At 53.9% G+C, this 24,418-nt stretch carries 27 protein-coding genes; 7 read left to right on the top strand and 20 right to left on the bottom strand.

What is annotated here, in order from left to right; all coding sequences use genetic code 11:
* Positions 1-26 precede the first annotated feature (26 nt).
* From MKY86_RS11355 to MKY86_RS11330, 6 genes are read right to left on the bottom strand one after another with little or no spacing between them, the layout of a single operon-like run.
* Entirely contained in the window at positions 27-1,172 is a 1,146-nt protein-coding gene (locus tag MKY86_RS11355) for a GNAT family N-acetyltransferase (RefSeq protein WP_143803494.1), read from the bottom strand.
* Positions 1,169-2,485: a F390 synthetase-related protein gene (locus MKY86_RS11350; protein ID WP_076074007.1), complete on the bottom strand. Its 1,317-nt coding sequence runs from the start codon at positions 2,483-2,485 to the stop codon at positions 1,169-1,171. The genes MKY86_RS11355 and MKY86_RS11350 overlap by 4 nt, the downstream gene beginning before the upstream one ends.
* Positions 2,482-3,336: an MBL fold metallo-hydrolase gene (locus MKY86_RS11345; protein ID WP_076074005.1), complete on the bottom strand. Its 855-nt coding sequence runs from the start codon at positions 3,334-3,336 to the stop codon at positions 2,482-2,484. The genes MKY86_RS11350 and MKY86_RS11345 overlap by 4 nt, the downstream gene beginning before the upstream one ends.
* On the bottom strand, positions 3,333-4,325 hold the full coding sequence (locus tag MKY86_RS11340) for an NAD-dependent epimerase/dehydratase family protein (RefSeq protein ID WP_076074002.1): 993 nt from the start codon (positions 4,323-4,325) through the stop codon (positions 3,333-3,335). The genes MKY86_RS11345 and MKY86_RS11340 overlap by 4 nt, the downstream gene beginning before the upstream one ends.
* Positions 4,322-5,539: a hypothetical protein gene (locus MKY86_RS11335; protein ID WP_076074000.1), complete on the bottom strand. Its 1,218-nt coding sequence runs from the start codon at positions 5,537-5,539 to the stop codon at positions 4,322-4,324. The genes MKY86_RS11340 and MKY86_RS11335 overlap by 4 nt, the downstream gene beginning before the upstream one ends.
* Positions 5,529-6,530 (bottom strand): beta-ketoacyl-ACP synthase III, encoded by a 1,002-nt coding sequence (locus MKY86_RS11330; protein WP_076073997.1) that lies wholly within the window; start codon positions 6,528-6,530, stop codon positions 5,529-5,531. The genes MKY86_RS11335 and MKY86_RS11330 overlap by 11 nt, the downstream gene beginning before the upstream one ends.
* Before the next feature lie 299 nt (positions 6,531-6,829).
* Between MKY86_RS11330 and MKY86_RS11325 the strand changes: the two genes are divergently transcribed.
* Positions 6,830-7,654: a hypothetical protein gene (locus tag MKY86_RS11325; RefSeq protein WP_083684328.1), complete on the top strand. Its 825-nt coding sequence runs from the start codon at positions 6,830-6,832 to the stop codon at positions 7,652-7,654.
* Between the two features lie 23 nt (positions 7,655-7,677).
* On the opposite strand, the gene MKY86_RS11320 is transcribed toward MKY86_RS11325, so the two are convergent.
* The 7 genes from MKY86_RS11320 to MKY86_RS11290 form a co-directional block, all read right to left on the bottom strand.
* On the bottom strand, positions 7,678-8,469 hold the full coding sequence (locus tag MKY86_RS11320; protein ID WP_036729737.1) for a lipid II flippase Amj family protein: 792 nt from the start codon (positions 8,467-8,469) through the stop codon (positions 7,678-7,680).
* Between the two features lie 120 nt (positions 8,470-8,589).
* Entirely contained in the window at positions 8,590-8,979 is a 390-nt protein-coding gene (locus MKY86_RS11315) for a ribosomal maturation YjgA family protein (protein WP_076073994.1), read from the bottom strand.
* A 34-nt stretch (positions 8,980-9,013) separates the two neighbouring features.
* Positions 9,014-9,490 carry an NUDIX domain-containing protein gene (locus MKY86_RS11310; RefSeq protein ID WP_076073992.1) on the bottom strand — a complete coding sequence of 159 codons (477 nt, stop codon included), beginning with the start codon at positions 9,488-9,490 and terminating at the stop codon, positions 9,014-9,016.
* 54 nt (positions 9,491-9,544) lie between these two features.
* Entirely contained in the window at positions 9,545-9,790 is a 246-nt protein-coding gene (locus MKY86_RS11305; RefSeq protein WP_340826894.1) for a hypothetical protein, read from the bottom strand.
* Between the two features lie 474 nt (positions 9,791-10,264).
* Positions 10,265-10,852, bottom strand: coding sequence for a putative ABC transporter permease (locus MKY86_RS11300; protein ID WP_076073986.1), 588 nt, complete (start codon positions 10,850-10,852; stop codon positions 10,265-10,267).
* 228 nt (positions 10,853-11,080) lie between these two features.
* Positions 11,081-11,254 (bottom strand): hypothetical protein, encoded by a 174-nt coding sequence (locus tag MKY86_RS11295; protein WP_209992293.1) that lies wholly within the window; start codon positions 11,252-11,254, stop codon positions 11,081-11,083.
* A gap of 148 nt (positions 11,255-11,402) precedes the next feature.
* Positions 11,403-12,305: an ArsR/SmtB family transcription factor gene (locus MKY86_RS11290; protein WP_076073984.1), complete on the bottom strand. Its 903-nt coding sequence runs from the start codon at positions 12,303-12,305 to the stop codon at positions 11,403-11,405.
* 149 nt (positions 12,306-12,454) lie between these two features.
* Between MKY86_RS11290 and arfA the strand changes: the two genes are divergently transcribed.
* The gene (gene arfA / locus MKY86_RS11285) at positions 12,455-13,963 is read left to right on the top strand and encodes an arabinosylfuranosidase ArfA (RefSeq protein WP_076073981.1); all 1,509 of its coding nucleotides are present in this window, start codon (positions 12,455-12,457) and stop codon (positions 13,961-13,963) included.
* 18 nt (positions 13,964-13,981) lie between these two features.
* Here the strand turns inward: arfA and MKY86_RS11280 are convergent, their stop codons facing one another.
* The 3 genes from MKY86_RS11280 to MKY86_RS11270 all read right to left on the bottom strand — a co-directional run bounded on the left by MKY86_RS11280 (position 13,982) and on the right by MKY86_RS11270 (position 16,036).
* A complete protein-coding gene (locus tag MKY86_RS11280) occupies positions 13,982-14,671 on the bottom strand; it encodes an LrgB family protein (protein WP_076073978.1) in 690 nt (229 codons plus the stop codon).
* Entirely contained in the window at positions 14,668-15,084 is a 417-nt protein-coding gene (locus MKY86_RS11275) for a CidA/LrgA family protein (protein ID WP_036695124.1), read from the bottom strand. Before MKY86_RS11275 ends, MKY86_RS11280 begins: the two co-directional genes overlap by 4 nt.
* Positions 15,085-15,349: 265 nt before the next feature.
* Complete coding sequence (locus MKY86_RS11270) at positions 15,350-16,036, bottom strand: nitroreductase family protein (protein ID WP_083684325.1); 687 nt, start codon at positions 16,034-16,036, stop codon at positions 15,350-15,352.
* A gap of 150 nt (positions 16,037-16,186) precedes the next feature.
* Between MKY86_RS11270 and MKY86_RS11265 the strand changes: the two genes are divergently transcribed.
* Positions 16,187-16,573: a winged helix-turn-helix transcriptional regulator gene (locus MKY86_RS11265; protein ID WP_076073976.1), complete on the top strand. Its 387-nt coding sequence runs from the start codon at positions 16,187-16,189 to the stop codon at positions 16,571-16,573.
* 61 nt (positions 16,574-16,634) lie between these two features.
* Here MKY86_RS11265 and MKY86_RS11260 read toward each other — a convergent pair whose 3' ends face one another.
* Positions 16,635-17,009, bottom strand: a complete 375-nt coding sequence (locus tag MKY86_RS11260) for a YkvA family protein (RefSeq protein ID WP_051493493.1) — start codon at positions 17,007-17,009, stop codon at positions 16,635-16,637.
* 111 nt (positions 17,010-17,120) lie between these two features.
* Complete coding sequence (locus MKY86_RS11255) at positions 17,121-18,083, bottom strand: acetylxylan esterase (RefSeq protein WP_076073973.1); 963 nt, start codon at positions 18,081-18,083, stop codon at positions 17,121-17,123.
* Between the two features lie 96 nt (positions 18,084-18,179).
* On the opposite strand from MKY86_RS11255, the gene MKY86_RS11250 reads away from it, so the two are divergent.
* From MKY86_RS11250 to MKY86_RS11240, 3 genes are all read left to right on the top strand, one after another.
* Positions 18,180-19,022, top strand: coding sequence for a TIM barrel protein (locus tag MKY86_RS11250; RefSeq protein ID WP_083684322.1), 843 nt, complete (start codon positions 18,180-18,182; stop codon positions 19,020-19,022).
* A gap of 123 nt (positions 19,023-19,145) precedes the next feature.
* On the top strand, positions 19,146-20,228 hold the full coding sequence (locus MKY86_RS11245; RefSeq protein ID WP_076073970.1) for a glycosyltransferase family 4 protein: 1,083 nt from the start codon (positions 19,146-19,148) through the stop codon (positions 20,226-20,228).
* A gap of 185 nt (positions 20,229-20,413) precedes the next feature.
* Positions 20,414-21,178, top strand: coding sequence for an SGNH/GDSL hydrolase family protein (locus MKY86_RS11240; RefSeq protein WP_051478358.1), 765 nt, complete (start codon positions 20,414-20,416; stop codon positions 21,176-21,178).
* 50 nt (positions 21,179-21,228) lie between these two features.
* Here the strand turns inward: MKY86_RS11240 and MKY86_RS11235 are convergent, their stop codons facing one another.
* Positions 21,229-22,326 (bottom strand): glycosyltransferase family 2 protein, encoded by a 1,098-nt coding sequence (locus MKY86_RS11235; protein ID WP_076073968.1) that lies wholly within the window; start codon positions 22,324-22,326, stop codon positions 21,229-21,231.
* Between the two features lie 185 nt (positions 22,327-22,511).
* Between MKY86_RS11235 and thiD the strand changes: the two genes are divergently transcribed.
* Entirely contained in the window at positions 22,512-23,324 is an 813-nt protein-coding gene (thiD, locus tag MKY86_RS11230; protein ID WP_036729773.1) for a bifunctional hydroxymethylpyrimidine kinase/phosphomethylpyrimidine kinase, read from the top strand.
* A gap of 128 nt (positions 23,325-23,452) precedes the next feature.
* On the opposite strand, the gene MKY86_RS11225 is transcribed toward thiD, so the two are convergent.
* Positions 23,453-24,358, bottom strand: a complete 906-nt coding sequence (locus MKY86_RS11225; RefSeq protein WP_076073965.1) for a hypothetical protein — start codon at positions 24,356-24,358, stop codon at positions 23,453-23,455.
* Between the last annotated feature and the right edge of the window lie 60 nt (positions 24,359-24,418).

The raw sequence follows: 24,418 nt of genomic DNA, 5'->3' as shown, positions 1-24,418 counted from the left end.
CTCAAGTTAACAGGTTATGAATCCGCCTACAGCTTCAGCCTCTGAATAAGCGGCATGCCGATCCGCCGGAGCAGCAGCTCCAGGATGGACCAGCCGCAGCGGCTCAGCAGAGAGGTGCCCCGGTCATACACCGCCGAATATTCGGTGGCTCCGGCCGCTCCCCGGTTGCGCTTGAACTGGCCGACGCCGGAGCTCTCGTGCAGTAATAGTTCCCTGCTGCCCGCAAGCCCGATCAGCACAGCGGACAGCATACGGTAGAGTCCTAAAGACTGAGGCAGACTCGTGTCATAACCGAACAATGGCGCAGTCATCGCACCCTCCCGCTCATAGAAGCCAAGCACCGCATCCAGCCTTCCCTCCTTGCGCAGACCGTAGATTTGCAAGGTCCGCCGCTCCAGCGCCAGGGCAATATAGGCTTCGGTGAACTGCGGATTATAGGCCGAATATTTATCGATATACAGCAGTCTGTACAGCTCCACGATCCGGGGAATGTCCTCCCGTGTAATCTCCTCCGGGCCCACCTCAGTATAGCCGTGCTTCGCCAGCAGATTCCTGTCGCGTTTGACCAGCCACCTGGCCTTCGAGCCGGAGGTATTCGGATGCAGCAGGTAGATCTGACGGCTTGGAACCAGCTTGCAGCCATATCCTTGCAATTTGACAATGTGTTCTCCCGAAGTCTCCCGGCTAAGCGAACGATACATTAAGGTATAACCCGGATAAGTCTGCCGGAGGTAATCCAGTATCGCCGTCAGCTGTTCCGCACTTAAGGCAGGATACAGATTGGTGGACAGCAGCCAGTTATTCACCTGAACCACCCGGTTGAACCGTGCTTGTCGCAGCATCCAGCCCATGCCTGAGAGCATTAGCGACAATAGGCCCTCTAGAAGCCGGTTATTGAGCAGCGCCAGCTCCTCACGCGCATAGCTGACATAGTGGGTATAGGGTGAGCATACATACGAATTGTCATAGTCTGCTTCGTTGACGGTAATCGGAACCGGCAGCCCATCGATGGTCAACACCTTAATAGTTGTACTCACATTATCGATAAAAGGTTGCGCTCCCCGCTCCAGCAGCGGAGTAAGATACTCCCGGGCATACCGCCCGTACTCCGTATCCGGCCAGTCCAGCCCGGTCACAGAATCGCGGTCATACTGCGTTACCCGGTCCTTCACGGCTTCCAGCCCCTCTCCACACGGCGCAGCTTCACAGTTCCGGGCACGAAGCTGTAGACGGTAAAAGTCAGCTGCGGCGGGATGCAGGACAGCCTGGCGAACAAGCGCGTCAGTTCTGCAGTAATCTGCTGCTCCGTCCCTTGATCAGTGCCGGTTCGTGTACGATAGGAGATTTCCAGCTCAGTGAGGCTGTGCTGAATGACCCGGTAATGCTCAATGTCTGCGGAAGCCGCCAGCACAGCCCGGGTAACGAAATCAGGGAATACTGTAAGGTGCGTGCCGTCTGCCGTATGGGGCAGATACAGGATATCATCGCAGCGTCCTTCGATCCGCTCAATGGCCGTGCACAGTGAACCGCAGGGACACGGCTCCGCCGCTTCGGTCAGAATATCATTCAGCCGGTAGCGGACGATGGGCTGCACACTTCTGGAGAAATCAGTCACGATGGGCACGAACCGGCGTGATTTTTCATCCAGCATTTCTTTGCCGATATGTACAATATCTTCATTAAGATGCAGCGTTCCGTGACTGCAGGTCGCACCGAGGAAGCCCTCGGTACACTGATAAGCCTGATGGACCTTCTGCCCGAAGGTCTGCTCAATCTGCTGCCGGTCGAGAGGGTCAAGCACTTCCGCAACCGCAATGATCCGGCGGGGATGCAGATTCATCTCACCCGATTGCTGTGCCTCAGCCAGCAGACGCAGCATGGACGGCGGTGCAATCCAGATATCCGGCTGGTACTCCTTCATACGGGTCAAGAGCCGGGGAAGCGGCTCCAGCAGATCGAAATACCGGAACTGCAGCCGTCCCTGCTTCACAGATTCATACAAATTACTATTTGCCCGCAGAAAAAATGCAATGCTCGCCCGCTTCCACAGTCCACCCGGCAAAAGCTTTGCCAGCACCGTGCCGGTCCAGGCAGCCTGCTCTTCTTCGCCAACGAGAAAAATCCCCCGGTTGCCGGAGGTTCCCGAGGACAAGCCGACGGTGACGCCTTGCAGCGTAGGCTTGAAGTTCCTGCTGTTCTCCGCTTCATAGGCCTCGGCAAAGGCCTGCTCCTTCGTAATACCCGCAGTGTTAAGCTGATCGAAATTCTCCATCATCTCCGGCTTCCCGATCACCGGGAAACTCCGCCATTCCTTGGACGGAATGCCTGCCCACAGCTCCCTGTAGAACTTCGAGCGCTGCCTCACCTTATCTGCATGAAGCCGGATACGCTTCTCCTGCCACTGCTCGAGTGCTGCCCGGTTCTTCCAGCGTCTGCCCCACTTGGTGAGGATGTAATGGGTGATTACCAGCCTGAGCCGCTTCATGTCACACCTCCCGTTCCCCAGTGCGCAAGCGCCTCGCGGCAATGGCTGGGCACAATCCGAAGCAGGGGAAATTGTTCATGCAGCTGGCGCAGCCGCTCGAAATTGCGGTGGTATTCTGTGCGGCTGGACATGATCAAGCCTGCTGCCGGATGCGGCTTGCGGTTCTCCCGGAACGCCCGGCTCGACCAGACTGTATCTGCGCAGAGCAGATAATCATGCTGGGCGGTGGAGACGAATACGCCGATCATCCCGGCGGCATGGCCGGACAGCTCAACCGCCAGCAGGCTGCCGTCTCCAAGCAGATCATAGGCGTCCGTGAACGGAAGGCCTTGCGGCAACGCACGCTTCGCTGAGGCTTCAGCCACAGGAATGGAGCGGAGGATGAAGTCATCCGGCAGCAGCCCAGGCAGGAATCCCGCCTTCGTCGCCCGCACCGGACCCAGCCCGCTTACGGCATCGTAAGATTTCTGCAAATAAATATACTGTGCCTGCGGGAAATCCCGTACCCCGCCGATATGGTCGGCATGAAAATGCGACAGCACCACATACCGCACCTCCTCCGGCGAGATCCCGCCTGCCTGCAACCGCCGCACTGCACTCTCTTCCTCTCTATAGACAACCGGAGTGATCTTGCGGTATAGAGAGGCTGGCAGACTTGCTGTCTCCTGGAAGAAACGCGCACTGTAGCCCGTATCGAACAGAATGGGTCCGTATTCCGGATGCCGGATCAGTGCGTAACCTGCCGGGAAGGCAACCGGCTTCAGTGTGCCTCCACGCAGCGTCAGACGCTCGGGATGCAGGCAATAGCCCGCAGACAGTATAGATAATTCAACTGGAATTTCTGTAATCATTGCTGTTCCCTCCACCATTCTGCAAAGGCACGAAGTCCCTCGTCTGTTGTTATACGCGGTTGATAACCCAGCTGCTCGCGGGCCAGTGTTATATCCAGTGTCTGGGAGATACCGAGTGCGGCTGCAGAATAACGGGTAAGCAGCGGCTCACCCGGGATAGGCAGCACCTTGTAGATCCCCTCCATTAAGGCCGCTGCGGTATAAGCTACCGGGTAGGGCAATCGCCGGGTGTGCAGCGGAACCCCGAGCAGAGAGAATAGCCGGGTGACCAGCTCTTCGAACCTCAGGGGCTCACCATTGGTAATATTGTAGACGCTGCCGGAAGCAGACACCGGGGCTTCACAGCAGAGCAGCATGGCATCGACTACATTATCTACGCAGGTGAGATCAAGCTTGGCCGCTCCGCCATTCATCAACGGCACCCCCTTGCTCTCATTCGCTGCCAGCAGCCGGGGGAACAGGGCGTTGTCCAGCGGGCCGAATATAGCTCTGGGCCGGAGCATGAAGGCGGTAAGCCCTTCACTCGAAGCTTGACGGACAACCTGCTCGGCAATCAGCTTCGTTGCTGCATAAGCATTGGCCGGCCGGCCGGGAAGCGGATCACTCTCCCGGATGCCGAAGCGGGGCCGCTGGCTGGAATACACACTGGGCGTGGAGATATGAACCAGCCTTCCTACGCCATGCCGTTTGCACCCTTCTACGATATGGCTTGTAGCCTCCACATTGCATGTATAGAACTCCTTGTACTTCCCCCAGGGTGACGACAAGGCTGCACAATGGAACACCACATCCATTCCCCGGCAAAAGCCATAGGCAGTCTCCGGGTCACGCAGATCCCCGGCCAGGAACACTGCACCTTCCTGCTCCAGCTGCTTTCCCTGCTCCGGGTTGCGTCCCTGCGCGTAGACCTCCCAGCCCATCCGGGCCAGCCTCCGGGCGGTATGCCGTCCAAGAAATCCGGTTGCACCTGTTACCAGCGCTTTGGTCATGCCTCACCATTCCATTCTATATCTTCAGTTAACGCCTCTGTGATCGAGATGCGGTGCCGCCTGGCTGTCTTCCAGGCGGCGTATACTATGCGGAACTGCTCGCGGGCAGGGCGGCGGTCATCCTTGCGGTAGACCACATCTGCTGCTCCAAGCAGCGCTTGCCGCCAGCTGCCGAAGCCCCCGGGTCCCGGCTTCAGCCCGCAGCCCAGCATGGGCAGTGTCAGCATGGCTGTGCGGGCTGAACGCGGAACAATGACTGTTCCGCTCTGTACGAGCGGTCCGGGATTGAGCAGCGCCTCCGTCAGTCCTTCCTCCGGCGTGAACAGATGAATCCCGCTTGTAGCGCGCGGATTGCATTCAATCGGATACAGCGTCCCGTTCTCCGGTTCGATGAAATCGAATCCGATCTGGCCGCTGAAGCCGGTTGCTGCGGCGAACCGCTGTACCCATTCCAGAGCCGCAGGATGCTCCAACGGTTCAAAATAAACGCTGGCCCCGCTGCGCCCCGTTCTGTACCTGCTGTCATACGCAGCATGCGCCACAACTGTGCCTTCGTGAAGTATGCTGTACGTACAAACCGCTCTGCCTTGAATGTACTCCTGGGATACCCAGGGAGCCCCGGCCGATAGTCCGGCTGGAGGCTCTATTTCTCCCGGAACGCGGTTATGCGGATTAGTTGAAGCGGATCTTTTATCCGGGAGAATGACCTTCGAGGCAAAGCGGGAATATGCAGGTTTGTAGACCCGCTGCTCTCCCTCCTGCGCTGCCTGCATCACGGCTCCCCGCCATTCTTCTGCACTGCTGATCAGCAACGTGTCCGGGACCTTGAAGCCGAGCGAACGGAGCAGGATCATGAACTCCCCTTTATGGTGCAGCCCGGCCAGAATACTCCGGTCTGGCGTAAGTACGCGGCACCCCGTCAAATGCTCAAGACCGGCAGAGATATAGAATATCTCCTCGCAGGTCGGAATCAGGCAATGAATTTCCAGTTCTTCCGTTAACGCAGCCAGGCGCTGGACATATGCCTGCGGGTGATGCCTTGGGGCAGGCACCCGGAAGCTGGCCTCAACGGCAGAGGATACCCGGCACAGATGATACTCAGCACTTTCCGCCACGTATACCCGGTGGCCCGCAGCCTTGAACAGCCTTGCCAGCTCCAGGGCTACCGGGGCGCGTCCGCCGGTAATCAGAATACGCCGGGCCTCAGTACTCAATAATCATGCCTCCCAGAGACAGCCCTGCCGCTGTGCCGATCAGCATGATCCGCTCTCCGCGCGTTATCCGGCCTTGACGGATCGCTTCATGCAGCGCCATCGGGATGGACGCTGCAATCGTATTGCCATGGCCTGCGGTATTGTCGAGGAAGCGGTCCTCGGCAATTTCCAGCTTTTTACGCAGGAGACGCATCGCCATTGCACTGCCCTGGTGGGGAATGACCAGCGTGAAGTCGTCCATCTTATTGCCTGTGGCGCTCAGCATGTCTGCAATGAAATCCGGAAGCAGCTTGGACGCTTTGCGGAATATAGCCTGTCCATCCATATGGAACAGATAAGGCAGTGCATCCTCTGCTGTATAATTCTGGGGATGCAGTCTGGTCCCGCCCCCGGCAATCTCCGAATAACGCGCACCACTGCTGTAGGTTTTGAGCGAAGCGTGGAGGATCCGCGAGGAATCACCGGTCTCCGCAGGTCCGATCACCACCGCTGCCGCTCCGTCACCGAACAAGGCCGAGCTCTCCTTATCCTGCCAGTTCAGCCCCACCGATGCAATCTCAGTGGCCACCAGCAGCACATTCTTATATCTGCCCGCTTCCACCATGTAGGACATTACATCAAGCCCCACCAGAAAGCTGAGACAAGTCGCATCGATATCAAAAGCCGGCACACCGGAATCAGCCTGCCCCATGGCCTGCTGAATGAACACGGCGGTACTCGGCAGCGGCTGCTCCTTGGTTCCGCTCGTACACACCAGACAATCGACCTCACTGAAGCTGAGGCCTGCATCGGCAAGGGCCGCTTCAGCAGCTCTTGCGCCCATGAAGGAGGCGGTTTCATCTGTATTGGCATAATGGCGGGTGCCGACGCCGGTGATTTTATTCACCCAGCCCGGTGTTGTGCCAAGGATCTGATCAAGCTCTGCATCACTAACTACACGCTCCGGCAAATATTTGCCTGTTCCTTTTATTTTCACATGTCTAAGCTGCATAATGCATCTCCCATTCCTGTGAGTACCAAGATGTCGAACATTATATAATATTGTAAACTACAGATACATTCTACTAGATTTTCCGGCAGAGTCATATACACAAAAGAAGATAAAATTCCCATCCCACGAACTAATGTTCCTAAAAATGCTTGACTATACGGGTTCACCGGAGTTATAGTAAATGCACAATAGCACACGTTAAGCGGGAGAAGCACCTCGCAGGACAGGCAGTTCATGCCTTTCTTGGAGGTGCTTCTTTGTGTCTATTGCCAAATGAACAATCAGAGGAGCTGAATGCAATGTTTAAATTCATGGGCTTGACGAATTGGAGAGGTATGGGAGTTGTTACACCTTTCTCGGGAAGAGCTGTAAGAAGGCTGTTTGTGCTGGTGATACTGCTGTCACTTTGTACATCTCCCTTGTCCGGTGTCTCTGCCGATTCCGGTTGGGATTCTGCGCTGGACGAAATTCATAATCTGTATACAGACTATACGGGTCTACAGGCATCGCTGAAGTCTGATCTCCAGCGGAATCAGGAATTGCGCAAGCAGAATAACGCCGCACTTGCCGCAGTGAACAAGCAGCTTCAAGCCACTAATGCTGCCCAGCTCGCCAAGCTTAAGGCTGCCTCGGAAGCGGTGCAGAAGAAGCATGCTCCGCTCCTGGACCAGTATACTGCTCTCAGCAAACAGATCACCGCTGCCCGCAAGGTAAGCAATCTGAAGAGTGCCACTGTGCTTGAGCTGAAGCGCAATAAGCTTAAGGCTGCCGCTACCGCAGCACGGGCTGAAGTGAAGAAGGCCACCTCAGCCTTGGCAGAAGCCAAAGCGTTAACTGCCGCGAAGAACAAGCCGGCTAAGGATGCCCTTGCCCCCATCACCCTGCTCAAGAAGCAGATTGCAGCCCAGAACAAGCTATTCTCAGCCACACAATCAGAGAGAACCGAGTCCGACAAGCGCTACAAAGCCGCGGTCCAGGCGGGAGACGCTACCCAGGCTGCGGCTGCAATGAAGCTGTCTTATAACCGGATGAAGGAGATCCGTACTATGGCCGGACAGTTGTACGGCTGGGAGCAACAGATCAGCACGGCGCTCCGTGCCGCAGAGCTGAAGCTGCCGAAGTAGCCGAAGTAGCATATTCATCAGGGTCAGAGCAGCTTCACCAGCCAGGTGATGATGAAGGCTCCCGGTACCAGGAGGGCTTGGCCCAGCAGTGATCCCAGGAAGCGCGAGCCCATCAGGAGTACATAGATCTTCCCGAGCTGGTCACGGTATTCCGCATTCTCGGTTGCCTTGTGCGTAATGATTCCCAGCTGCGGATCGATGAACACCGTCAGCAGGATGGTTGCTATCCCGTTAATCAGGCCCGATGCCTGGGAAGCAGTGGTGCTGAACGCCGGCAACAGCTTGGCCGCATACATCGAGGATAACACGCCTACCGTGTAGAAGGCCGTCACGAAGACATTCATCACGATGAAGCGCTTGGGAATTCCAAGATAACGGAAGCTGCTCAGCCTGACCTTCGGTCTGCGGATATATTTGCGCGTATTCTTGAGCTGGCTGACCGTTACACTCGTCAGCAGCTTAGGGATAGATCCTTCGATCTCCAGCTTGGAGATCACTCTTGCGAACAGTCCTACGAAGGTCGGGAACAAGGCGATGGCGATCAATGTCCCCAGTGAAGAAGCCAGCATAATAATCCGCAGATAGTTGAGCAGCGGGAAGCTGTCGTCAGCTTTGGCATAATCTACGAACTTCGCCGTTAAGGGGCCTTGTACCATATTTGCAGTTCTGGAGACCAGCACGATAATTCCGGTCAGGGATAATGCGATGGCGATCTTGTTCAGCTTCACTCCGGCAAAACGCACCGAATACGACAAGGTCTCCGCCGTATGAATAATCAGAGTCAATAGACATACCACTAATAAGCTGTTCGTCATTTACGGTTACTCATCTCCAAATCAGGCAGCATTCGGCAGATGACCGGCATTCTTGTTCCAGATTATTACAGACCGGATCGCCTCACTTAATATATATTCTTCTTCCTATAGAATCCAGAATCAATTTTGTAAGATTTGGTCCACCGTCCAGCAGAACAGAATTCCGGCTGTATACCGGACCAGATCAATCCAGAGAAACCCGTGGCCGAGAATCAAGCTGCCAAGGGTTGAAGCACGCACATGCAGAATCCACTCTGCCTGATAGAGCTGGCTGAATTCAATTCCGAAGCTGAAGCACAGGCTAAGGACAAGGGACATCCATAGCGGATGCCGGATCAGCAGCACCCGGAAGGCAAGGTAAATCATACCTGCCCAGATCGCATCCCCAAAGTGTTCGCTGACAAAGTGCGGCAACTGGTTCCCGTATGCCCTGGTCGCAAGACCCAGCAGGGCGGCTAGCAGTACTGCACCGCAGTAGATCATTCTGGATTGTAAATTCAAAATCAGCAATCGTAACTACTCCTTCATTAATCAAATACAACCTTCAATCAAATATAACCTTCCTGGGCGCAGCTGCATCCCGCATGAACAGCTTCGGGGGATAAGGGATTGTTAGCCCGGGCAGTTCATCTTCCTTGAAGAATCTCAGCTCTTCCGCCTCCCCGTCCAGGCTCCTGAGCTGGCCTTTAACAATGACACATTCAAATACAATAACCGTGTACTCTACCTGATCCCCGTTGCTATATTCATATCTGAATTTCTCACCGCCGAATACGCCGATAATCTGTTCAGGCGTAACCATTAAGCCGGTCTCTTCGAACACCTCTCTGCGCAGCGCCCTGGACGGGGTCTCTCCAGGTTCAACCGCTCCGGCTGGCAGGCCCCATAAGGTCTCATCCTTTTTGCGGATCAGCAGAATCCGATCCTGTTCATCTCTTACTACAGCCGCTACAGACGGCATCATTAACAGCCCGCCTCCGGCCTTCCCGCGCAGCTCCCGGTAATACTCAGACATTGACATGAAGCATCCCCCCACTTTATTTCAATTGGTCCCTATATCCTTCTTAATTCCAGTTTATAGCTCATCCTTGCGGAAAGAAACCGGATGAACCACGAAATCATCCGGCTGATTCTCACAATCCGTCAGCTCTACGTTATAGAATTCCTGAGTCTCGGAAAGCCCTATCGCTCTGCACACATATTCAATCTTCCCGCCGTCGCCTGCCCAGTCCCGGCTGTTGTCCACCGTCCAGTGCAGCACCCTGCCATCGTTGTAGAAATCATGAATATACGGCCCGCTGTCAACACCCCACTCCAGCATGGTGAGGTTATCTCCCTTACCTTCCTTAAATCTATGTATCATTTCTGTAATTCTGTCCAAATCCAGCTGATCAAAATGCGTAATCAAGTTCCGCTGGTCCCTGACCAGAGGGGCTGGCTTGTTGACTTCCCGTATCAGCAATAGTGAGAGTACCGCAATAAGTAGCGTTTCAAGAATTATAATAGCCCGACTGTATTTGCTAAAAAAATTGTTCATGTGCCCTCCCGTACTACGGTTTATGAATAAACCGGGTTAGCAGTATATTTGACAGGGTTGTATGATATTCCTCCACTAAAATCATAATCCCGGCCGATATTGATGAAGATTTCACGGATTGTCTGTCCAATGTAACACAAGAATTAGGGTCAAACTCTAAAGGTTTGTAACCCAAAAATATCTCAGCCAGAAGGCGGAGATATTTTTGGGTTCTTTGGGTTCTTTGGGTTATTAAAGTTCTCACTCTTCACTAACTATTCAACCTTCGCCAAGCTCTGGTGGCTCCAACAGATGATCCAGCAGTTGCAGCCCGCGGCGGCGGGTGCGGAACGTCCACAGCAGATCAGCTGTGAATATAAGTAGGACCACGGGCAGTACAGGCATCCATACCCTCTCTATTTGCAGATACAGGAAGTGTACCAGCGGATGCAAGCCGAACATGCAAGCCACTGACAGTCCCCACCAATACAGCGAGAATTTCAGGCAGATATGCCCTTGCAGCTGAAACGGCATCCCTGAATAATCCCACCATTGTCTACGAAAGATCTCCTTAAGCAGCCAGCCGCTGATAAACTCAACCGCTGAAGGGACAATCAGCGCAAGCAGCAGGAATAACGGCAAGGGAAGCCTGATTTCATGTGCTGCCAGCAGTAGCAGCGGTGCGCAGCCATACATGGGTTTAAATGGCCCTTTGAGGAAGCCTTCTTTCCGAAAGGTCCCCGTGCTGTAGAGGTTATAGCTGCCTTCAAGGACCCACCCCAGAAACGAGTACACAGTGAAATAGAACAGATAGGGACTTGCCGCAGCCACTATACTGTAACTTTGCTGTAAAAGTAAAGGTGTCATCGTAGTTATTCGCGCCTCCGGTCCCAATTATTTTCCAATTGGAGCTAGTATGTCTCCAAGAACGGGACATTATGACGGGAATATCTGGCGGATCTGCGCATGGCTGACCCTGTTGATTCCTATGCCAGAAAGAAAAAAAGACTGCCCCGTGAGGAACAGTCTGTTACATGTATTTGCCTTATACCTTATGCTGCCTTATGACCTAGCCGCATGCCTTATCCCTATCCCCTAATTCTTAGGAAGCGGATCAGGATGAGCGGTTTCGGCCGGTTTGGCTTCCCAATCATCGGCTTCCGGTTCAATATCCACACCGTTTTCCATCTTTTTGCGTTCTGCGAGTGAATCCCCGTCTTTATTCTCCTTGTTGCGGATGTCTGCTTCATTTTGGGATTGATCCGACATGTGAATTCCTCCTTGTATGCAAGTTGTGCGCGATTTGGATTACTTAGTTATAGTTACCCGCGAACCCCTTTTGCAAACATCCCGTCTGAACAAAGCTCCTTTTTCCTTGTCTTATCCATTCACTTGCCATTCGGCGAACAGGTCCCTCTTATTCATAATAGACACGAAACACAATGTCCTGCTCGTAATTCCCGAAGCCGCGCCCGAATAACGTTAAGCCGCCCCGCCTTCGGGTCGTGTCTTCTGCCGTGAACCTGAAGCTCCACTGGTCCTGCTGCCAGCCCACCTGATCAATGGTAACTGCCGATATCTGCTGGCCGTCTATATAAGTTCCCCCTGCATTAATTCTGAGCACCTTGAGCAGCCCGTATTGGTTCACATCCGATTTCCACCAGGCTGGAGTCAGCCGGCCTCTCATTACGCCGAAGTCTCCGGGGCTAGTCCATTTGCCAAGCGAAATGCCATTCATCATAAAAGAGATATCCGAAGGCCACTTCTCGTTCACACTCGGTGCCTCCGAGCCGATCTCCATGGAAATCTCAATCTCCTGGACCGTCTGATCCATGAACAGATAATTCGGAACCTTATATTCCACGTATCCTTTGGCGAACCAGAGAATGCCGGCATCCACCCGCTGCGGGTCCAGGAAATAACGCGGGTCGTCATAATACCCGATCAGCTTCTCGGTTGTGGCAATGCCGCAGGTCGGTGAAGCTTCCAGATCGGTGTAATGGCCCACAGGGACAGAGACCTCCACTACTTTGCGGGCGATGCCTTTGGCCCCGGATAATTTAATCTGCAAGAAATTCGCGGAAAGGGAGCAGAATTTATAAGTCCCCCCGTCGATCCGCTTCATCTGGGAGCTGACGATGCCGGCCTTCTGCAGCTTCGCTACATGCGAGCTGACAATGGCACTGCTGAGATACAGCCTGGCTGCAATCTCCTTAATATGCATCTCCTCGCTGCTAAGCAGATCGATGATCCGCAGCCGCACTTCACTGGCAAGTGCTTCATAGACCTTCAACGATTCAGAATCTGTGGTTAAATACATCGGTGGCCCTCCGCGCTCTTTGAATTAGTTATTAAGTTAATCCTGAAATTAGTTATTGCTTAGTATACCCCGTAATTCGTATCATGTAATCATAAACGGGCTTGAACGATTAGCTGTTTCATTAATCTAATACAAAGGAGCTTCTAACTATGAGCATTCAATCCAAGATGATTGTCGACAAAGACTTCAAGCTGGCCGAGGTAGATCCAAGGCTGTACGGTTCCTTCATTGAACATCTGGGCCGGGCCGTCTATGGCGGAATCTATGAGCCGGGACATCCTACCGCTGACGAGAACGGTTTCCGCGGCGATGCCCTCCAGGCTATCAAGGCACTACGCGTACCGATCATCCGTTATCCGGGAGGCAACTTTGTATCCGGTTATAACTGGGAAGACGGCGTTGGACCCAAGGTGGAACGGAAGCGCTCTCTTGAGCTTGCCTGGTGGGTTACAGAGACTAACCAGGTAGGCACGAATGAATTCGCCGATTGGGCCAAGCTGGCCGGTTCTGAAGTGATGATGGCAGTGAACCTGGGCACACGCGGAATCGACGCAGCAAGGAATCTCGTTGAGTACTGCAACCATCCCTCCGGCTCTTACTGGAGTGACCTGCGGATCTCTCATGGCTACAAGGCGCCGCACAACTTCCGCACCTGGTGTCTGGGCAATGAAATGGACGGTCCATGGCAGATCGGAGCCAAGACTGCCGTCGAATACGGAAGACTCGCCAATGAGACCGCCAAAGCGATGCGCTGGGTAGATCCTTCCCTGGAGCTTGTCGCCTGCGGCAGCTCGGGCAGCAACATGAGCACTTTTGCCGAATGGGAAGCTACAGTCCTGGATCTCACCTACGATAATGTCGATTTCCTCTCGCTGCACACTTACTACAATAACAATGATGGGGATACAGCGAATTTCCTGGCCCAATCGCTCGATATGGATCAGTTCATCGACAGCGTAGCAGCAGTATGTGATTATATCAAGGCCAAGAAGAAAAGCAAGAAAAAGATTTACCTGTCCCTCGATGAATGGAATGTATGGAAATCGCAGGGCTCTAGCCGTGCCGAGCAGCACTGGCAGATTGCACCGCCTGAATTCGAGGATGTCTATACCCTTGAGGATGCGCTGGTGGTGGGCTGCTGCCTGATCAGCCTGCTCAAGCATGCAGACCGGGTCAAGATGGCCTGTATCGCCCAGCTTATCAATGTCATTGCACCGATTATGACGGAGGACGGCGGACCGCTCTGGCTGCAGACCACTTATTATCCTTACATGCATGCCTCCATCTACGGCCGGGGAACGGTGCTGCACCCGCTGATTACAAGTTCCAAATATGATTCCAAGGATTTCACCGACGTTCCATATCTGGAAGCGGTCAGTGTATATAATGAGGAGCTGAACGAGGTTACTGTGTTTGCAGTGAACCGCCATCTGAGCGAAGGCATGGAGCTGGCGGTTGATCTGCGGAGCTTCGGCGCTGTAGAGGTTATTCAGCACACGGTTCTTGAGCATGAGGAGCTTCAAGCGGCCAATACCCGCTCCAACCCGTCGAATGTGCTTCCGCACAACCGGGGAACAGCAGCCGCAGACGGCGGCCGGGTGAGCGCAATGCTTCCGGCTGCTTCCTGGAACGTAATCCGGCTGCGTGTGAACGGCTGATTACTGAATGCTGCAAGCTTAATGGTACATGATCCAGGCGACTAGCGGTCCGGCGATGGAGCCGACAATAGCGCACACAGTCATGGCTACAGAGCTCATGGACACCGACTCTTCGCCGTATTCCAGTGCCTTGGCTGTGCCGAGGGCATGGGAAGCTGTGCCCAGGCCAATGCCGATCCCCGACTCGCTGCGGATTCTGAACAGCTTGATAATGTAGGGGCCGCCAATCGCTCCGGTGAAGCCGGCAACCATCACGAACACGGAGGTCAGCGATGAATCTCCGCCGAGATTGCTGGAGATCTGGATCGCTACAGCGGTGGTAATCGACTTGGGCAGAATGGACAGCACATACAGCTTGGAGAAGCCGAGTCCGGCTGCCATCAGCAGCCCGCTGAACATTCCGACCATAAGCCCGGTGACCGTTCCGCCGAGAATGGCGGGGAGATTCTTCCACAGCACATGCCGCTGTTTGTACAAGGGATAGGCCAGCGATACTACCGCTGGTCCCAGCAGGCGGTTAATCCAGTCGCCGCCGATCATATAAGTCTCATAAGAGATATGGAAGCCCATGAGCAGCACAACAACCGTGAACGTTGCCGTCAGTGCAGGCAGCAGGACAGGAAGACGGTAGCGTCTGTACAGCATAGACATGACCAGATAGATCACAACGTTCATCAGCACGAAACCAATGGCCAGCAGAATTCTCATGCTTCCTTCCCCTTCCCGTGGAGATTACGGGCACGGTACGTCCGGCGTGTTAACCGTTTGACGCTGCGGGCAGCAATCCACTGGCTGGAATGTGCTGTAACGACCATGGTCAGCACACTGCTGATGACAAGAATACCGATCAGGAGCAAGCCTCTTCCGCTGAAGATATCCAGATGGTTCATAATGCCTGCGGTGGCCGGGATGAAGAACATGGGCAGATACGCCAGAATAAAGGACGAGCCGTTCTCGATCAGCTTCACGGGCACAATCTTAAGCAGCAGCAGCACGAAGAGCAGCAACAGTCCCACGATACTGCCTGGAATCGGCAAATGCAGCAGCTCTTGCAGATAGTCTCCGGCCAGGAAGAACACATACAGCAGGCAGACCTCGGCGATAATGCGGATGATTTTCATAATGCAGGAATCCCTTCAATTCTTGAAATGACGATCTTAAGCAGCCGCTTACCGGCAGCAAGTTGACCTCCTAAGAGTAGCAGAATTTTCAGTAAATTTTCAATAAGTTTTCGACTCTTCTATGTACTTTCATAATGGTGCAGGCGGAAGCAGGAACTGCCGCAGAATCTCCAGATTGCAAAAAGAAACGGATGATGCCCGGAGGGCTGCATCCGTTTCTTTTTAGATTCTCAGTACGTTCTCCTGCCCGTTGACGCCGCAACCCTTAGACCCACTCCACCACCTGCGAAGCGGTCCGCCGGGTCTTGGCACGCGGCTCGCCGGTACGGTAGCCGAAGGCTACCATGCAGGCCAGCCCGAAATGTTCAGGGTCCATAATCCCCTCATCAACCAGAAGCTGCTCCATCTTCAGCTTATCGAAGCCTTCAATCGGACAGGAATCGACGCCGATCAGCGCGGCTGCGGTCATCATATTGCCAAGGGGCAGATACGTCTGACGCGCCCCCCACTCGAAGATCGCCCGCTCATTGCCAGCCAGGCCGAAATCGTTTTTCAGGAATGCGCCGAAGACCCGCTGCTTGCCCTCTGCAATCTCAACCGGCAGCTTCTGCACCTCTGACATCATACTCTGAATATATTCTGAGTCAGCTGCCAGATCACGCGGCTGTCTGGCCAGAATAAGCACGAAATGGCTTGCGGTGGGAAGCTGCTTCTGCGCGCCCCAGGCGTATGGCAGCAGCTTCTGCCGGAGCTCCGGGTTCTGGACCACTACAAATTTCCAGGGTTCGAAGCCGAACGAACTCGGTGACAGACGTCCCGTCTCCAGAATGAAGCCGAAATCCTCCCCGCTGATCTTTCTGCTGCTGTCGAATTCTTTGGTCGCATGTCTGTACTCATAGGCTGCCAAAATCTGCTCTTTCGTCATTTGAGTTGCTGTGCTTGTGTTCTCCATCCTCCATACTCCCTTTCTGTGTACCGTTCATGATAAGGAATTGACGTTTTCCTGTTCCCATGCCTATAGTAATGGATATACAACACATTTAGAAGTACGCACATTTTTGTGATGTAGTATACAAAATGATACTAAGGAGCGTGTTCAGTGATGCGCGACCGTAAAGGCGGTTTCGGCACTTGCCCTGATGGCAATGCCTTTGCTTGTCCAGTAGAATTCACCCTCGATGTTATCGGCGGTAAATGGAAGGGTGTGCTGTTGTACCATATGATGGATTCCACAGTCCGGTTCAACGAATTCCGCCGCATCTGCCCCGGCATCACCCAGCGCATGCTGACCCTGCAGCTCCGCGAGCTGGAGGAGGATGGCGTTGTACACCGTGAGGTCTATCATCAGGTGCCGCCGAAGGTCGAGTACTCCTTGACTGATTTCGGACGGTCTCTGATTCCGATCATCAAGCTGATGAGAGATTGGGGTCTGGAGTACCAGGCGAAGCAGCAGACTTCAGAGCGTCCAACTATAGACACCGGAGTGTAGCAGGGCACATTAGAATAGGGATGCAGCAACCCGCTGCATCCCTTCGCCTTCTTCCAGATGATTATGAATCTTCGAAAAACTCCTCCGCCTTCTGCTTGTGCTCCTCCTTGACCTGTCCGGCAATAGCCCGGATGCCCGCCGCCATGACGGCAGCATCGTCTGTGAAGCCCAGGCCAATCAGCGCATCGGGAATAGCATCAATCGGGGAAATGAAATAAGCCAGCGCTCCAAAAGCAATCCCTTTCGCCCATAGCGGTGTTTTGGCATCCATAGCACAGTAATACATGGCTATCGCTTCTCTGGTGAAGGGGATTTTACCGGCGGCTTTCCTGGTTTTGCTCCAGAAGCTCTTCTTCACAAGCTCCTCATTCTTCTTGTCATACTCAAAGCTCTCCACCAATACTCCCGCCGGCAGCTTACCTGTCTGATTGTCCATCCGTAGTTCCCTCCCGGTGATTAGACTGCCTATATATGGCCTCGCGCCAACCCTTACTATATCTTCACACCATTCCCTTGCGGCTAATCACTGTGGCTTATAATGCTTCACTTAGGAGCCCAGATGCTCCTGGAAGAACAACGCCGTCTGTCTGCACTGGAATTCGCTCACCTCATGCCCGGAGAACGGATAATCCATAATCTCCTTAGGCGATTCTATCCGGTTATACGCGGCATAGATCGTCTCCGGCATACATACTGTATCCTTCCAGCCTACAGACATCAGGACAGGGACAGTGAAGCGGTGAGCCAGATTAACAATGTCGAAAAAGGCCAGATTCTCCAGCACACGCTCCAGATGCTCCGGATAGCGCTTCAGGTATTCCGCGATCTCTGTAAGTGAGCTGGTGGAATTCAGCACCCCGAAATCCAGCCGGCACAGATTAGGAATATCTGCGGCTACCGCAGCCACGCGGCTGCTGAGCGCCCCTGCCAAGAGCGCGATCCCCCCGCCCTGGCTCGCTCCTGTAATCGCAATACGCGCCGGATCAACCCCCGGCAGCTGTGCTGCCGTCTCTATAGCCCGTACGGTATCTATGGCTAACGCGACATAATAGGACTCCTCCTTCTCCAGCATCCCCTGGGTAATCCAGCCTCTGACAATCCCATGCTCTTGCGGCAGCAGATTGCCGGTCTCTCCAAGCTGACCACGAACATCTACGGCCAGTACTGTGTATCCAAGCAGCAAGAAATGTGCGTAACGCTCGGGATATCCCCGGTCTCCGGTGTAACCTGGAAAGGTCACAACACATGGCCGGTCTCCAGTGTTCTCTGTATCACCGGCAGGCTGGATATACCAGGCATTGATCGTAGTCTCCCCATAGCTCATATAGCTGACCTTGCTCACCTTCATGCCCGGATAGGGGGTATCTTCAGGGGTGATGCTCACATCCAGCGGCTGCTCTTCATCTTCCGCGAGCAGATCATTCCAGAATTCATCAATCGTCTCCCGGTCCAGTGTCGGCTCTGGACGGCAGTTCTCCAGCTCTTGCTTACGCGCTTCTATTGCATTCATCTCAATTCCTCCTGTTGTGCATGCACTCTTTAACCTTGCATGTCTATGTAAGCGTCATTAATATTATAGATATAAATTCATAGAATTCCAAAGGAGTTGTTTATTATTCGTTACGGAACGTTGGCGCATACAGCCGGCTGCCTGCCGATTAAGGAATTGATTGCCGCTCTTCAGACCTACAATATTGATTTCGTACAGCTCGCCCTGTCCAAAGCCATACAGGATATCGACCTCTCCACCGGCAAGCTGAGTCCTGGTCTGGCTTCCTATATCGGTGAGCAATTTGACAGGGCCGGTATCCGCATCGGCGTGCTGGGCTGCTACATCAATCCGATCCACCCCGATCCTGCGGTCCGCCGGGCGGAGATCGACCGCTTCAAGGAGCATCTGCGCTATGCCCGCCTGTTCGGTGCCCCTATGGTCGCCACGGAGACGGGAGCACTCACGACCTTCCAGGAGCTTGATCCTTACCGCTATGAGGAGCTCGGCTGGGATGCCCTTAAGGCAACGATTGAGGAGCTGGCAGAGGAGGCGGAGAAGTGGGGCGTATTCTTAGGGCTTGAAGGCGTCAGTACCCATACCCTGTCCTCTCCAGCCAAAATGCGGCGCATCCTCGACGAGGTGCCTTCCAGCTCCATCGGTGTCGTATTCGACCCGTGCAACCTGATCGGTGAAGAGGTTCATCTCCAGGATGAGATCGTCGATCAATCCTTCAACCTGTTCGGCGACCGGATCATCCTCGCCCATCTCAAAGGAATCTATGAAGACGGCGGACGCATTCGTCACGGGGCTCCCGGAGCCGGACTGTTCCACACCGCTGAGTTCCTGAACAAGCTTGAGGCGCATAAGCCGATGATCGATGTCTCGCTGGAGGATGTCACCAGCCTGGAGATCCGGGACACTGTGAATCTGCTGCGCAATCTGCGCAAATCGTTATAATCCGGCCATAACCCCATTTCCTCCAAAAGTACCGCTTAGCGGTACTTTTCGCTTTTCACTGAATAAAATAGTATACCTATCGCATTTTTGCAGGGCGATGGTGCAGAAAGGAAGGGATCACAGATGCGGTTCACTTTCCCCATTCTTACCTTAAGCCATGGCGGGGCACAACGCATGCTCGTGGAGCTTACGAACGGTCTTACGGCCCGGGGCCACCAGGTTGTGATTGTTATGCCGCTGGGAGGGGATGTTTCCTATGACGTCCGTTCCACTCTGCTGATTACCGACTACCCGCTGCTCCGCGAATCCGATTTCCCCGTCAGTGATATCATCGTCTCCAATTTCTACACTACAGTTCCGGTCTCACAGGCAGCCAGCCTGAACGGCAAAGGCATGCATATCCGCCTCTCTTTGTGCTATGAACCGCTGTTTCTGCCGCAGAACGAGGTATCCTTCCCCTCCTATCATATTACTGATAAGCTGATCGTCCTCTCCAGATGGCAACAGGAGTTGATTAGGCTGGGTCACGGAATCAGCGGAAGCATTGTACCGGTAGGGATCAGTGCTTCATTCCGAAACATGAACATCCGTAAGGAGCTTCAGGAACCGCTGAACATTACAGCGATCCTGCGCAAGGTGGAGCACGGCTTCTCCTGGCACCGCGAGCAGGATTACCTGGTGAATCAGCTGGATATCGTGAAGCAGAACTTCCCGTGGGTCAATATCAATTTCATCAGTCCGCCGGATGAATGCTTCACCTCCGATTCGCTAAAAAGGATGATGAACAGCGGCAAATACCGCTTCTTCACGCCGCTCAATGACGAGGAGCTATGCTATCACTATAACGGTGCTGATATTTTTGTCAGCTCGAGCATTTTCGACACCGGGTCGTTGCCCGGGCTGGAGGCAATGCGCTGCGGGGCGGCGTTGGTCTCTGTCTATGCGGGAGGAAATCTGGAGTATGCCCGCCATGAGGAGAACTCCTTGTTGTCCTACCGGTATGAGAACCGGCTTGCGGCGGATGTGATGCGGCTCATTCAAGATCCCGCACTCCGGAACCGGATCGCCGCACGCGGGGAGACCGATTCGAAATCATGGACCTGGGAGAACAGTGTCAAAATCATGGAACGGACAGCCGCTGCCTTTTTAAAAGGGAACGGTGCGGGAAAATCGCGCTCCAGCCGACCTTTTGCAGAGAATGGGTAGAGGCTCCGGAGAATGCAGGAAAAGGTCCAACTTATGAGGATAAGGTTGAACCTTTTCTGTATTTTTCACTGATCCGCCAGAATACTGCCGGCAAGACTAAGAACCCATGACATCTATACATAGGCACGGCAGCATGTATGGTTTACACTGATTGTATATACACTAGGGTTATCGGAGGCGGGAGCATGAACAGGAATGAGGAGCAGCAAGAGTCCATGGGGTCTCAGTTCAAATATATGGTCAGCGGGGATTCTATCTCCAAGGGCGTTGTGTATGACGAGACCCGAAGCAAGTATGTCATTCTGGAGGATAATTATGTATCCATGCTTCAGGGCAAGCTCAAGGGAGCTATGCGCAATACTGCCAGATTCGGCAATACGCTGATGAAGGGCTTCGGCAATCTGAAGCGGGATGTCCTGAAGGAGAAGCCGGATGTGGTGCTGATTGAATACGGCGGCAATGACTGTGACTACCACTGGAGTGAGATTGCGAGCAATCCCGAGGCAGAGCATAGTCCCAAGACAGATTTTCCGGCCTTCGAGCGGATGCTGGCTGATATGATTCATTTCCTGAAGAACCAGGGGATCACGCCAATCCTGATGAGTCTGCCTCCGCTCAATGCGGACAACTACTTCAAGTGGGTCAGCGGCAACAATCCCGATTCCGAAGTGAACATTATGAAGTTCCTCGGCAGCGTCACCAAAATCTACTGGTGGCAGGAGCGTTATAACTCCGCTATCCTCAAGGTCGCCGAGAGCACCAGGACCAAGATTATCGATGTCCGGGGCGCCTTCCTGCAGCAGCCGGATTACACCAAGTTCATCTGCCGGGACGGCATCCACCCCAACCGGGAGGGCCACCGGATTATCTACGACAAGGTGCTGGAATTCATCCGAATGAGTGAACCTCAGCTGCTGCTGGAGCCTGCGGCAATGCCTGGACATCCGTAGACAATAACAAGCGCTCCCCCAGTCTCGGCAGGGGAGCGCTTGTTATGTGTTCAGGGCTGCTGCAAGGAGACATACTTGTCGCCCAGTAGCTTCTGGAAGTAATTCCGGTTATACAGCATGCTGGGATGGCCGGGGGAATGAAGCAGCGCAGTCTCATTATAGCGGTTGGCCCGCTCATGCTGGCCCAGCCGGTCATAGCAGAGCGCAAGCTGCAGATTCGGAATCCAGGTGGCGAAGGCCTCATTCTTCATCGCCATGGACTCCGCCTGTCCGGGCAGCTGAATAGCAAGCTCAAACCAGTAGATGGCCGGATGAAGCTGGCCCTTCTCCAGATGCCAGGCCCCCAGCCGGCAGCAGCCTTCGGCACGCGGGGCATCATATTGCAGCGTGCGGGTGACCGCAGTGAAGGCCGCTTCCTTGTCCCCAAGTGCTTCCAGGCATTCGGCCAGCCGCAGGCAGGCCTGAATATTATCTTCAATCCAGCCCTGCCCGCCGCTGAGGAACAGCTCGTAATACCGGCAGGCCTCCCGGTGAATTCCGTGGTCGCGCAGCTCATTGGCGTAATAATATTGATCGCGCGCAGAGAAGCTTTCTCCTGCCGCTTCCCGTTTGCGGTAGATCTGCAGATTGCGGTCCGTGTAAGCTTTATCCTTCTCATGGGTGACACAGACTCTGCTTGCCAGCGACGGGCCGTACACCTCCAGATATTCATGCACCGGACCGATCCAGCGGAACCCGCACGCCCGGCGGACCAGCCGGTTGCGCCGCAAGGAGGTCGTCACCCTTCCCTCTCCGTCAAAAGCGAGATTATACTGCATATTCACACTGTCCACGTGTTCCGGCAGCGAAGACTTCAGCTCCCTGAACAGCGCCTGATCCTCTTCTCTCAGATAGTCGTCCGCATCCAGCCAGAAGATATAATCCCGGGTCGCCTTGCTGAAGGCGTAATTACGGGCAGCGGAGAAATCGTCAATCCAGGTAAAATCATAAATTGTGGCTCCAAAGGCACCGGCAATCTCCTTGGTGCGGTCTGCCGATCCCGTATCTACAATGACGATCTCATCGACCAGCCCTTCCACAGAAGCCAGGCAGCGGGGCAGGCTCTTCTCCTCATTGCGGACAATCATGCATAAACTGATCTCAATCATGGCAGCCTCCTGAATACATAATCCACTAGACTACCATGATATGCAGTGCAGCAGCCGGCAAACCCTTGCTCTCACCCAAGGGCAGCGGTGCGTTTTTGGAGCTTATACTTTTTTTGCGGACTAAGCCGATGATTTTTGTTATAATAAGCAGCATACTATTTATATACAAGAAGGGGACGTTACCTTTGTCAAAAATCATTAAGACATTAACCATTGCCGGCAGTGACTCCAGCGGAGGCGCAGGCATTCAGGCAGACCTCAAAACCTTTGAGGAATACGGTACTTACGGCCTTAGTGCCCTGACTACCATTGTAACGATGGACCCTGACCGGGGCTGGCATCATAATGTATACCCTGTCGATGCTGCCATCGTTGCCGAACAGCTTAAGACGATCTTTGCCGGCGGTCCTGTGGATGCCATGAAGACCGGTATGCTCGGCAGTGTGGACATTGTTAAGGTTACTGAACAGGCCCTGAAGAGCAACAAGCAGACCAATGTCGTGATTGATCCGGTTATGGTATGCAAAGGCGAGGATGAAGTACTGAACCCGGAGAGTGCGGATGCCATCCGCGATCTGCTGCTGCCGCTGGCTACGGTGGCTACTCCGAATCTGTTCGAAGCCGGAGTGCTCTCGGGTCTCGGCAAGCTGACTACGCTTGATCAGATGAAGGAAGCTGCCCGCCTGATCCATCAGCTCGGCACCCAGAATGTTGTCGTCAAGGGCGGCAAGGCGCTGGGCGGCGACAAGGCGATTGATATCTTCTTCGACGGCAGCGAATACCTCGTCCTGGAGACTGCGAAGATCGAGCCTGCCCATAACCATGGAGCGGGATGCACCTTCGCCGCAGCGATTACCGGCGGATTGGCTAACGGCTTGTCGGTGAAGGATGCTGTGGTGAAGGCGAAGGATTTCGTATCCGCCGCCATCCGCAATGGCTATGCGTTCAATGAGTATGTCGGTCCTGTATTCCATGGGGGCTACCGTCTGGAGCAGTAAGACTGAACGGATAATCAAGCAAGCTAACAACCAGCAGACAAAAACCTCTCTTCATGATGGCGGTGTAACCAGCCATAGAAGAGAGGTTTTTGTTGTTTTTTCAAAAGGAATTTAGATCCAATTCCTGCTTACTTAACGGGCGGCTCCTCCGCAATATGCTTCACGAACGCCAGCATCTTATCCTTGTCCTTGTCATTCAGGACACCGATAATGATGGATTTCGCATTATAATTGATAGGCAGCTCTGAGATGAACGGAGATTTCAGAATATCTACACCATACAGCTCATTCTTGCTCGTGTCCTCGTTGACTCCCCACTGCATGCGGTTATCGTCAGCGGCAAGCTTCCCGTCCGCTGTGATCGGCTCCAGATTCTGGAATCCGGTCTGTCCGCCGATCCACTTGACGGTGGCCTCATCCAGAATGAGGATATCCGGCCGGTTCGCCGCCAGCTCCACAACTGCCTTTTGCATATAATTCATATCCAGTGAATCGGAGCCTTCGCCCGTTCTAGGCAGATAAGTCATCACCGTCTCCACCCGCTTCCATTCCGGATAAGCCGCGATGATCGCCTTCTCCAGCTCCTCGGTCTTGCCGCTGGTATCCGTGACTCCGAAGTTGCCGATGAACATAATCTTAGCATCTACTGGCGGCAGAGAAGCTAGATATTGTCTATGCTGATAATTGTCATAGAGGGCCTTCCCGCCAAAAATCACTATCAGCAGCCCGATAATGCCGAGGATCACATGTGTCCGGTATAGCCGCATGAAGGTCTCCCACTTGCTTGCCGTACCGGAGAAGCGTCCATACTTGGCAAGCCGCTCATCTTCAGCCTTCTGGATCTCCTGCTCATCCCAGGTATCGAGAATCAGCTTGTACGCCCGGAAATCCGCTTCGTAGGCTGCTATCTCCTCCTCTGTGGTCAGGGCGCGTCTTCGCTTCAGGAGCAGATCGAACCGCTTGTTCAGTTCCTCTCTGGTTACGGTTTCAGGTAATCCTAATTGTACATACGCTTGCTTCAGGTTCTCGTTCACATTGAATTCTCCTTTGATATGGATGATGCCGTAGTTCTATATTAACAGACTTCACCCTTA

This window comes from Paenibacillus sp. FSL R7-0333 (assembly GCF_038000365.1).
GTDB lineage: Bacteria > Bacillota > Bacilli > Paenibacillales > Paenibacillaceae > Paenibacillus_AQ > Paenibacillus_AQ silagei.
The sequence above is the reverse complement of the archived record's forward strand: the minus strand, read 5'-3'. Positions and strand labels throughout refer to the sequence as shown.

What these genes read in the sequence shown, in the direction of transcription:
- MKY86_RS11350 (WP_076074007.1), bottom strand. Translation starts at nt 2,485, where the DNA reads ATGAAGCGGCTCAGGCTGGTAATCACCCATTACATCCTCACCAAGTGG.
- MKY86_RS11345 (WP_076074005.1), bottom strand. Translation starts at nt 3,336, where the DNA reads ATGATTACAGAAATTCCAGTTGAATTATCTATACTGTCTGCGGGCTAT.
- MKY86_RS11340 (WP_076074002.1), bottom strand. Translation starts at nt 4,325, where the DNA reads ATGACCAAAGCGCTGGTAACAGGTGCAACCGGATTTCTTGGACGGCAT.
- MKY86_RS11330 (WP_076073997.1), bottom strand. Translation starts at nt 6,530, where the DNA reads ATGCAGCTTAGACATGTGAAAATAAAAGGAACAGGCAAATATTTGCCG.
- MKY86_RS11325 (WP_083684328.1), top strand. Translation starts at nt 6,830, where the DNA reads ATGTTTAAATTCATGGGCTTGACGAATTGGAGAGGTATGGGAGTTGTT.
- MKY86_RS11320 (WP_036729737.1), bottom strand. Translation starts at nt 8,469, where the DNA reads ATGACGAACAGCTTATTAGTGGTATGTCTATTGACTCTGATTATTCAT.
- MKY86_RS11310 (WP_076073992.1), bottom strand. Translation starts at nt 9,490, where the DNA reads ATGTCAATGTCTGAGTATTACCGGGAGCTGCGCGGGAAGGCCGGAGGC.
- MKY86_RS11305 (WP_340826894.1), bottom strand. Translation starts at nt 9,790, where the DNA reads ATGCTGGAGTGGGGTGTTGACAGCGGGCCGTATATTCATGATTTCTAC.
- MKY86_RS11300 (WP_076073986.1), bottom strand. Translation starts at nt 10,852, where the DNA reads ATGACACCTTTACTTTTACAGCAAAGTTACAGTATAGTGGCTGCGGCA.
- MKY86_RS11295 (WP_209992293.1), bottom strand. Translation starts at nt 11,254, where the DNA reads ATGTCGGATCAATCCCAAAATGAAGCAGACATCCGCAACAAGGAGAAT.
- MKY86_RS11290 (WP_076073984.1), bottom strand. Translation starts at nt 12,305, where the DNA reads ATGTATTTAACCACAGATTCTGAATCGTTGAAGGTCTATGAAGCACTT.
- arfA (WP_076073981.1), top strand. Translation starts at nt 12,455, where the DNA reads ATGAGCATTCAATCCAAGATGATTGTCGACAAAGACTTCAAGCTGGCC.
- MKY86_RS11280 (WP_076073978.1), bottom strand. Translation starts at nt 14,671, where the DNA reads ATGAGAATTCTGCTGGCCATTGGTTTCGTGCTGATGAACGTTGTGATC.
- MKY86_RS11275 (WP_036695124.1), bottom strand. Translation starts at nt 15,084, where the DNA reads ATGAAAATCATCCGCATTATCGCCGAGGTCTGCCTGCTGTATGTGTTC.
- MKY86_RS11270 (WP_083684325.1), bottom strand. Translation starts at nt 16,036, where the DNA reads ATGGAGAACACAAGCACAGCAACTCAAATGACGAAAGAGCAGATTTTG.
- MKY86_RS11265 (WP_076073976.1), top strand. Translation starts at nt 16,187, where the DNA reads ATGCGCGACCGTAAAGGCGGTTTCGGCACTTGCCCTGATGGCAATGCC.
- MKY86_RS11260 (WP_051493493.1), bottom strand. Translation starts at nt 17,009, where the DNA reads ATGGACAATCAGACAGGTAAGCTGCCGGCGGGAGTATTGGTGGAGAGC.
- MKY86_RS11255 (WP_076073973.1), bottom strand. Translation starts at nt 18,083, where the DNA reads ATGAATGCAATAGAAGCGCGTAAGCAAGAGCTGGAGAACTGCCGTCCA.
- MKY86_RS11245 (WP_076073970.1), top strand. Translation starts at nt 19,146, where the DNA reads ATGCGGTTCACTTTCCCCATTCTTACCTTAAGCCATGGCGGGGCACAA.
- MKY86_RS11240 (WP_051478358.1), top strand. Translation starts at nt 20,414, where the DNA reads ATGAACAGGAATGAGGAGCAGCAAGAGTCCATGGGGTCTCAGTTCAAA.
- MKY86_RS11235 (WP_076073968.1), bottom strand. Translation starts at nt 22,326, where the DNA reads ATGATTGAGATCAGTTTATGCATGATTGTCCGCAATGAGGAGAAGAGC.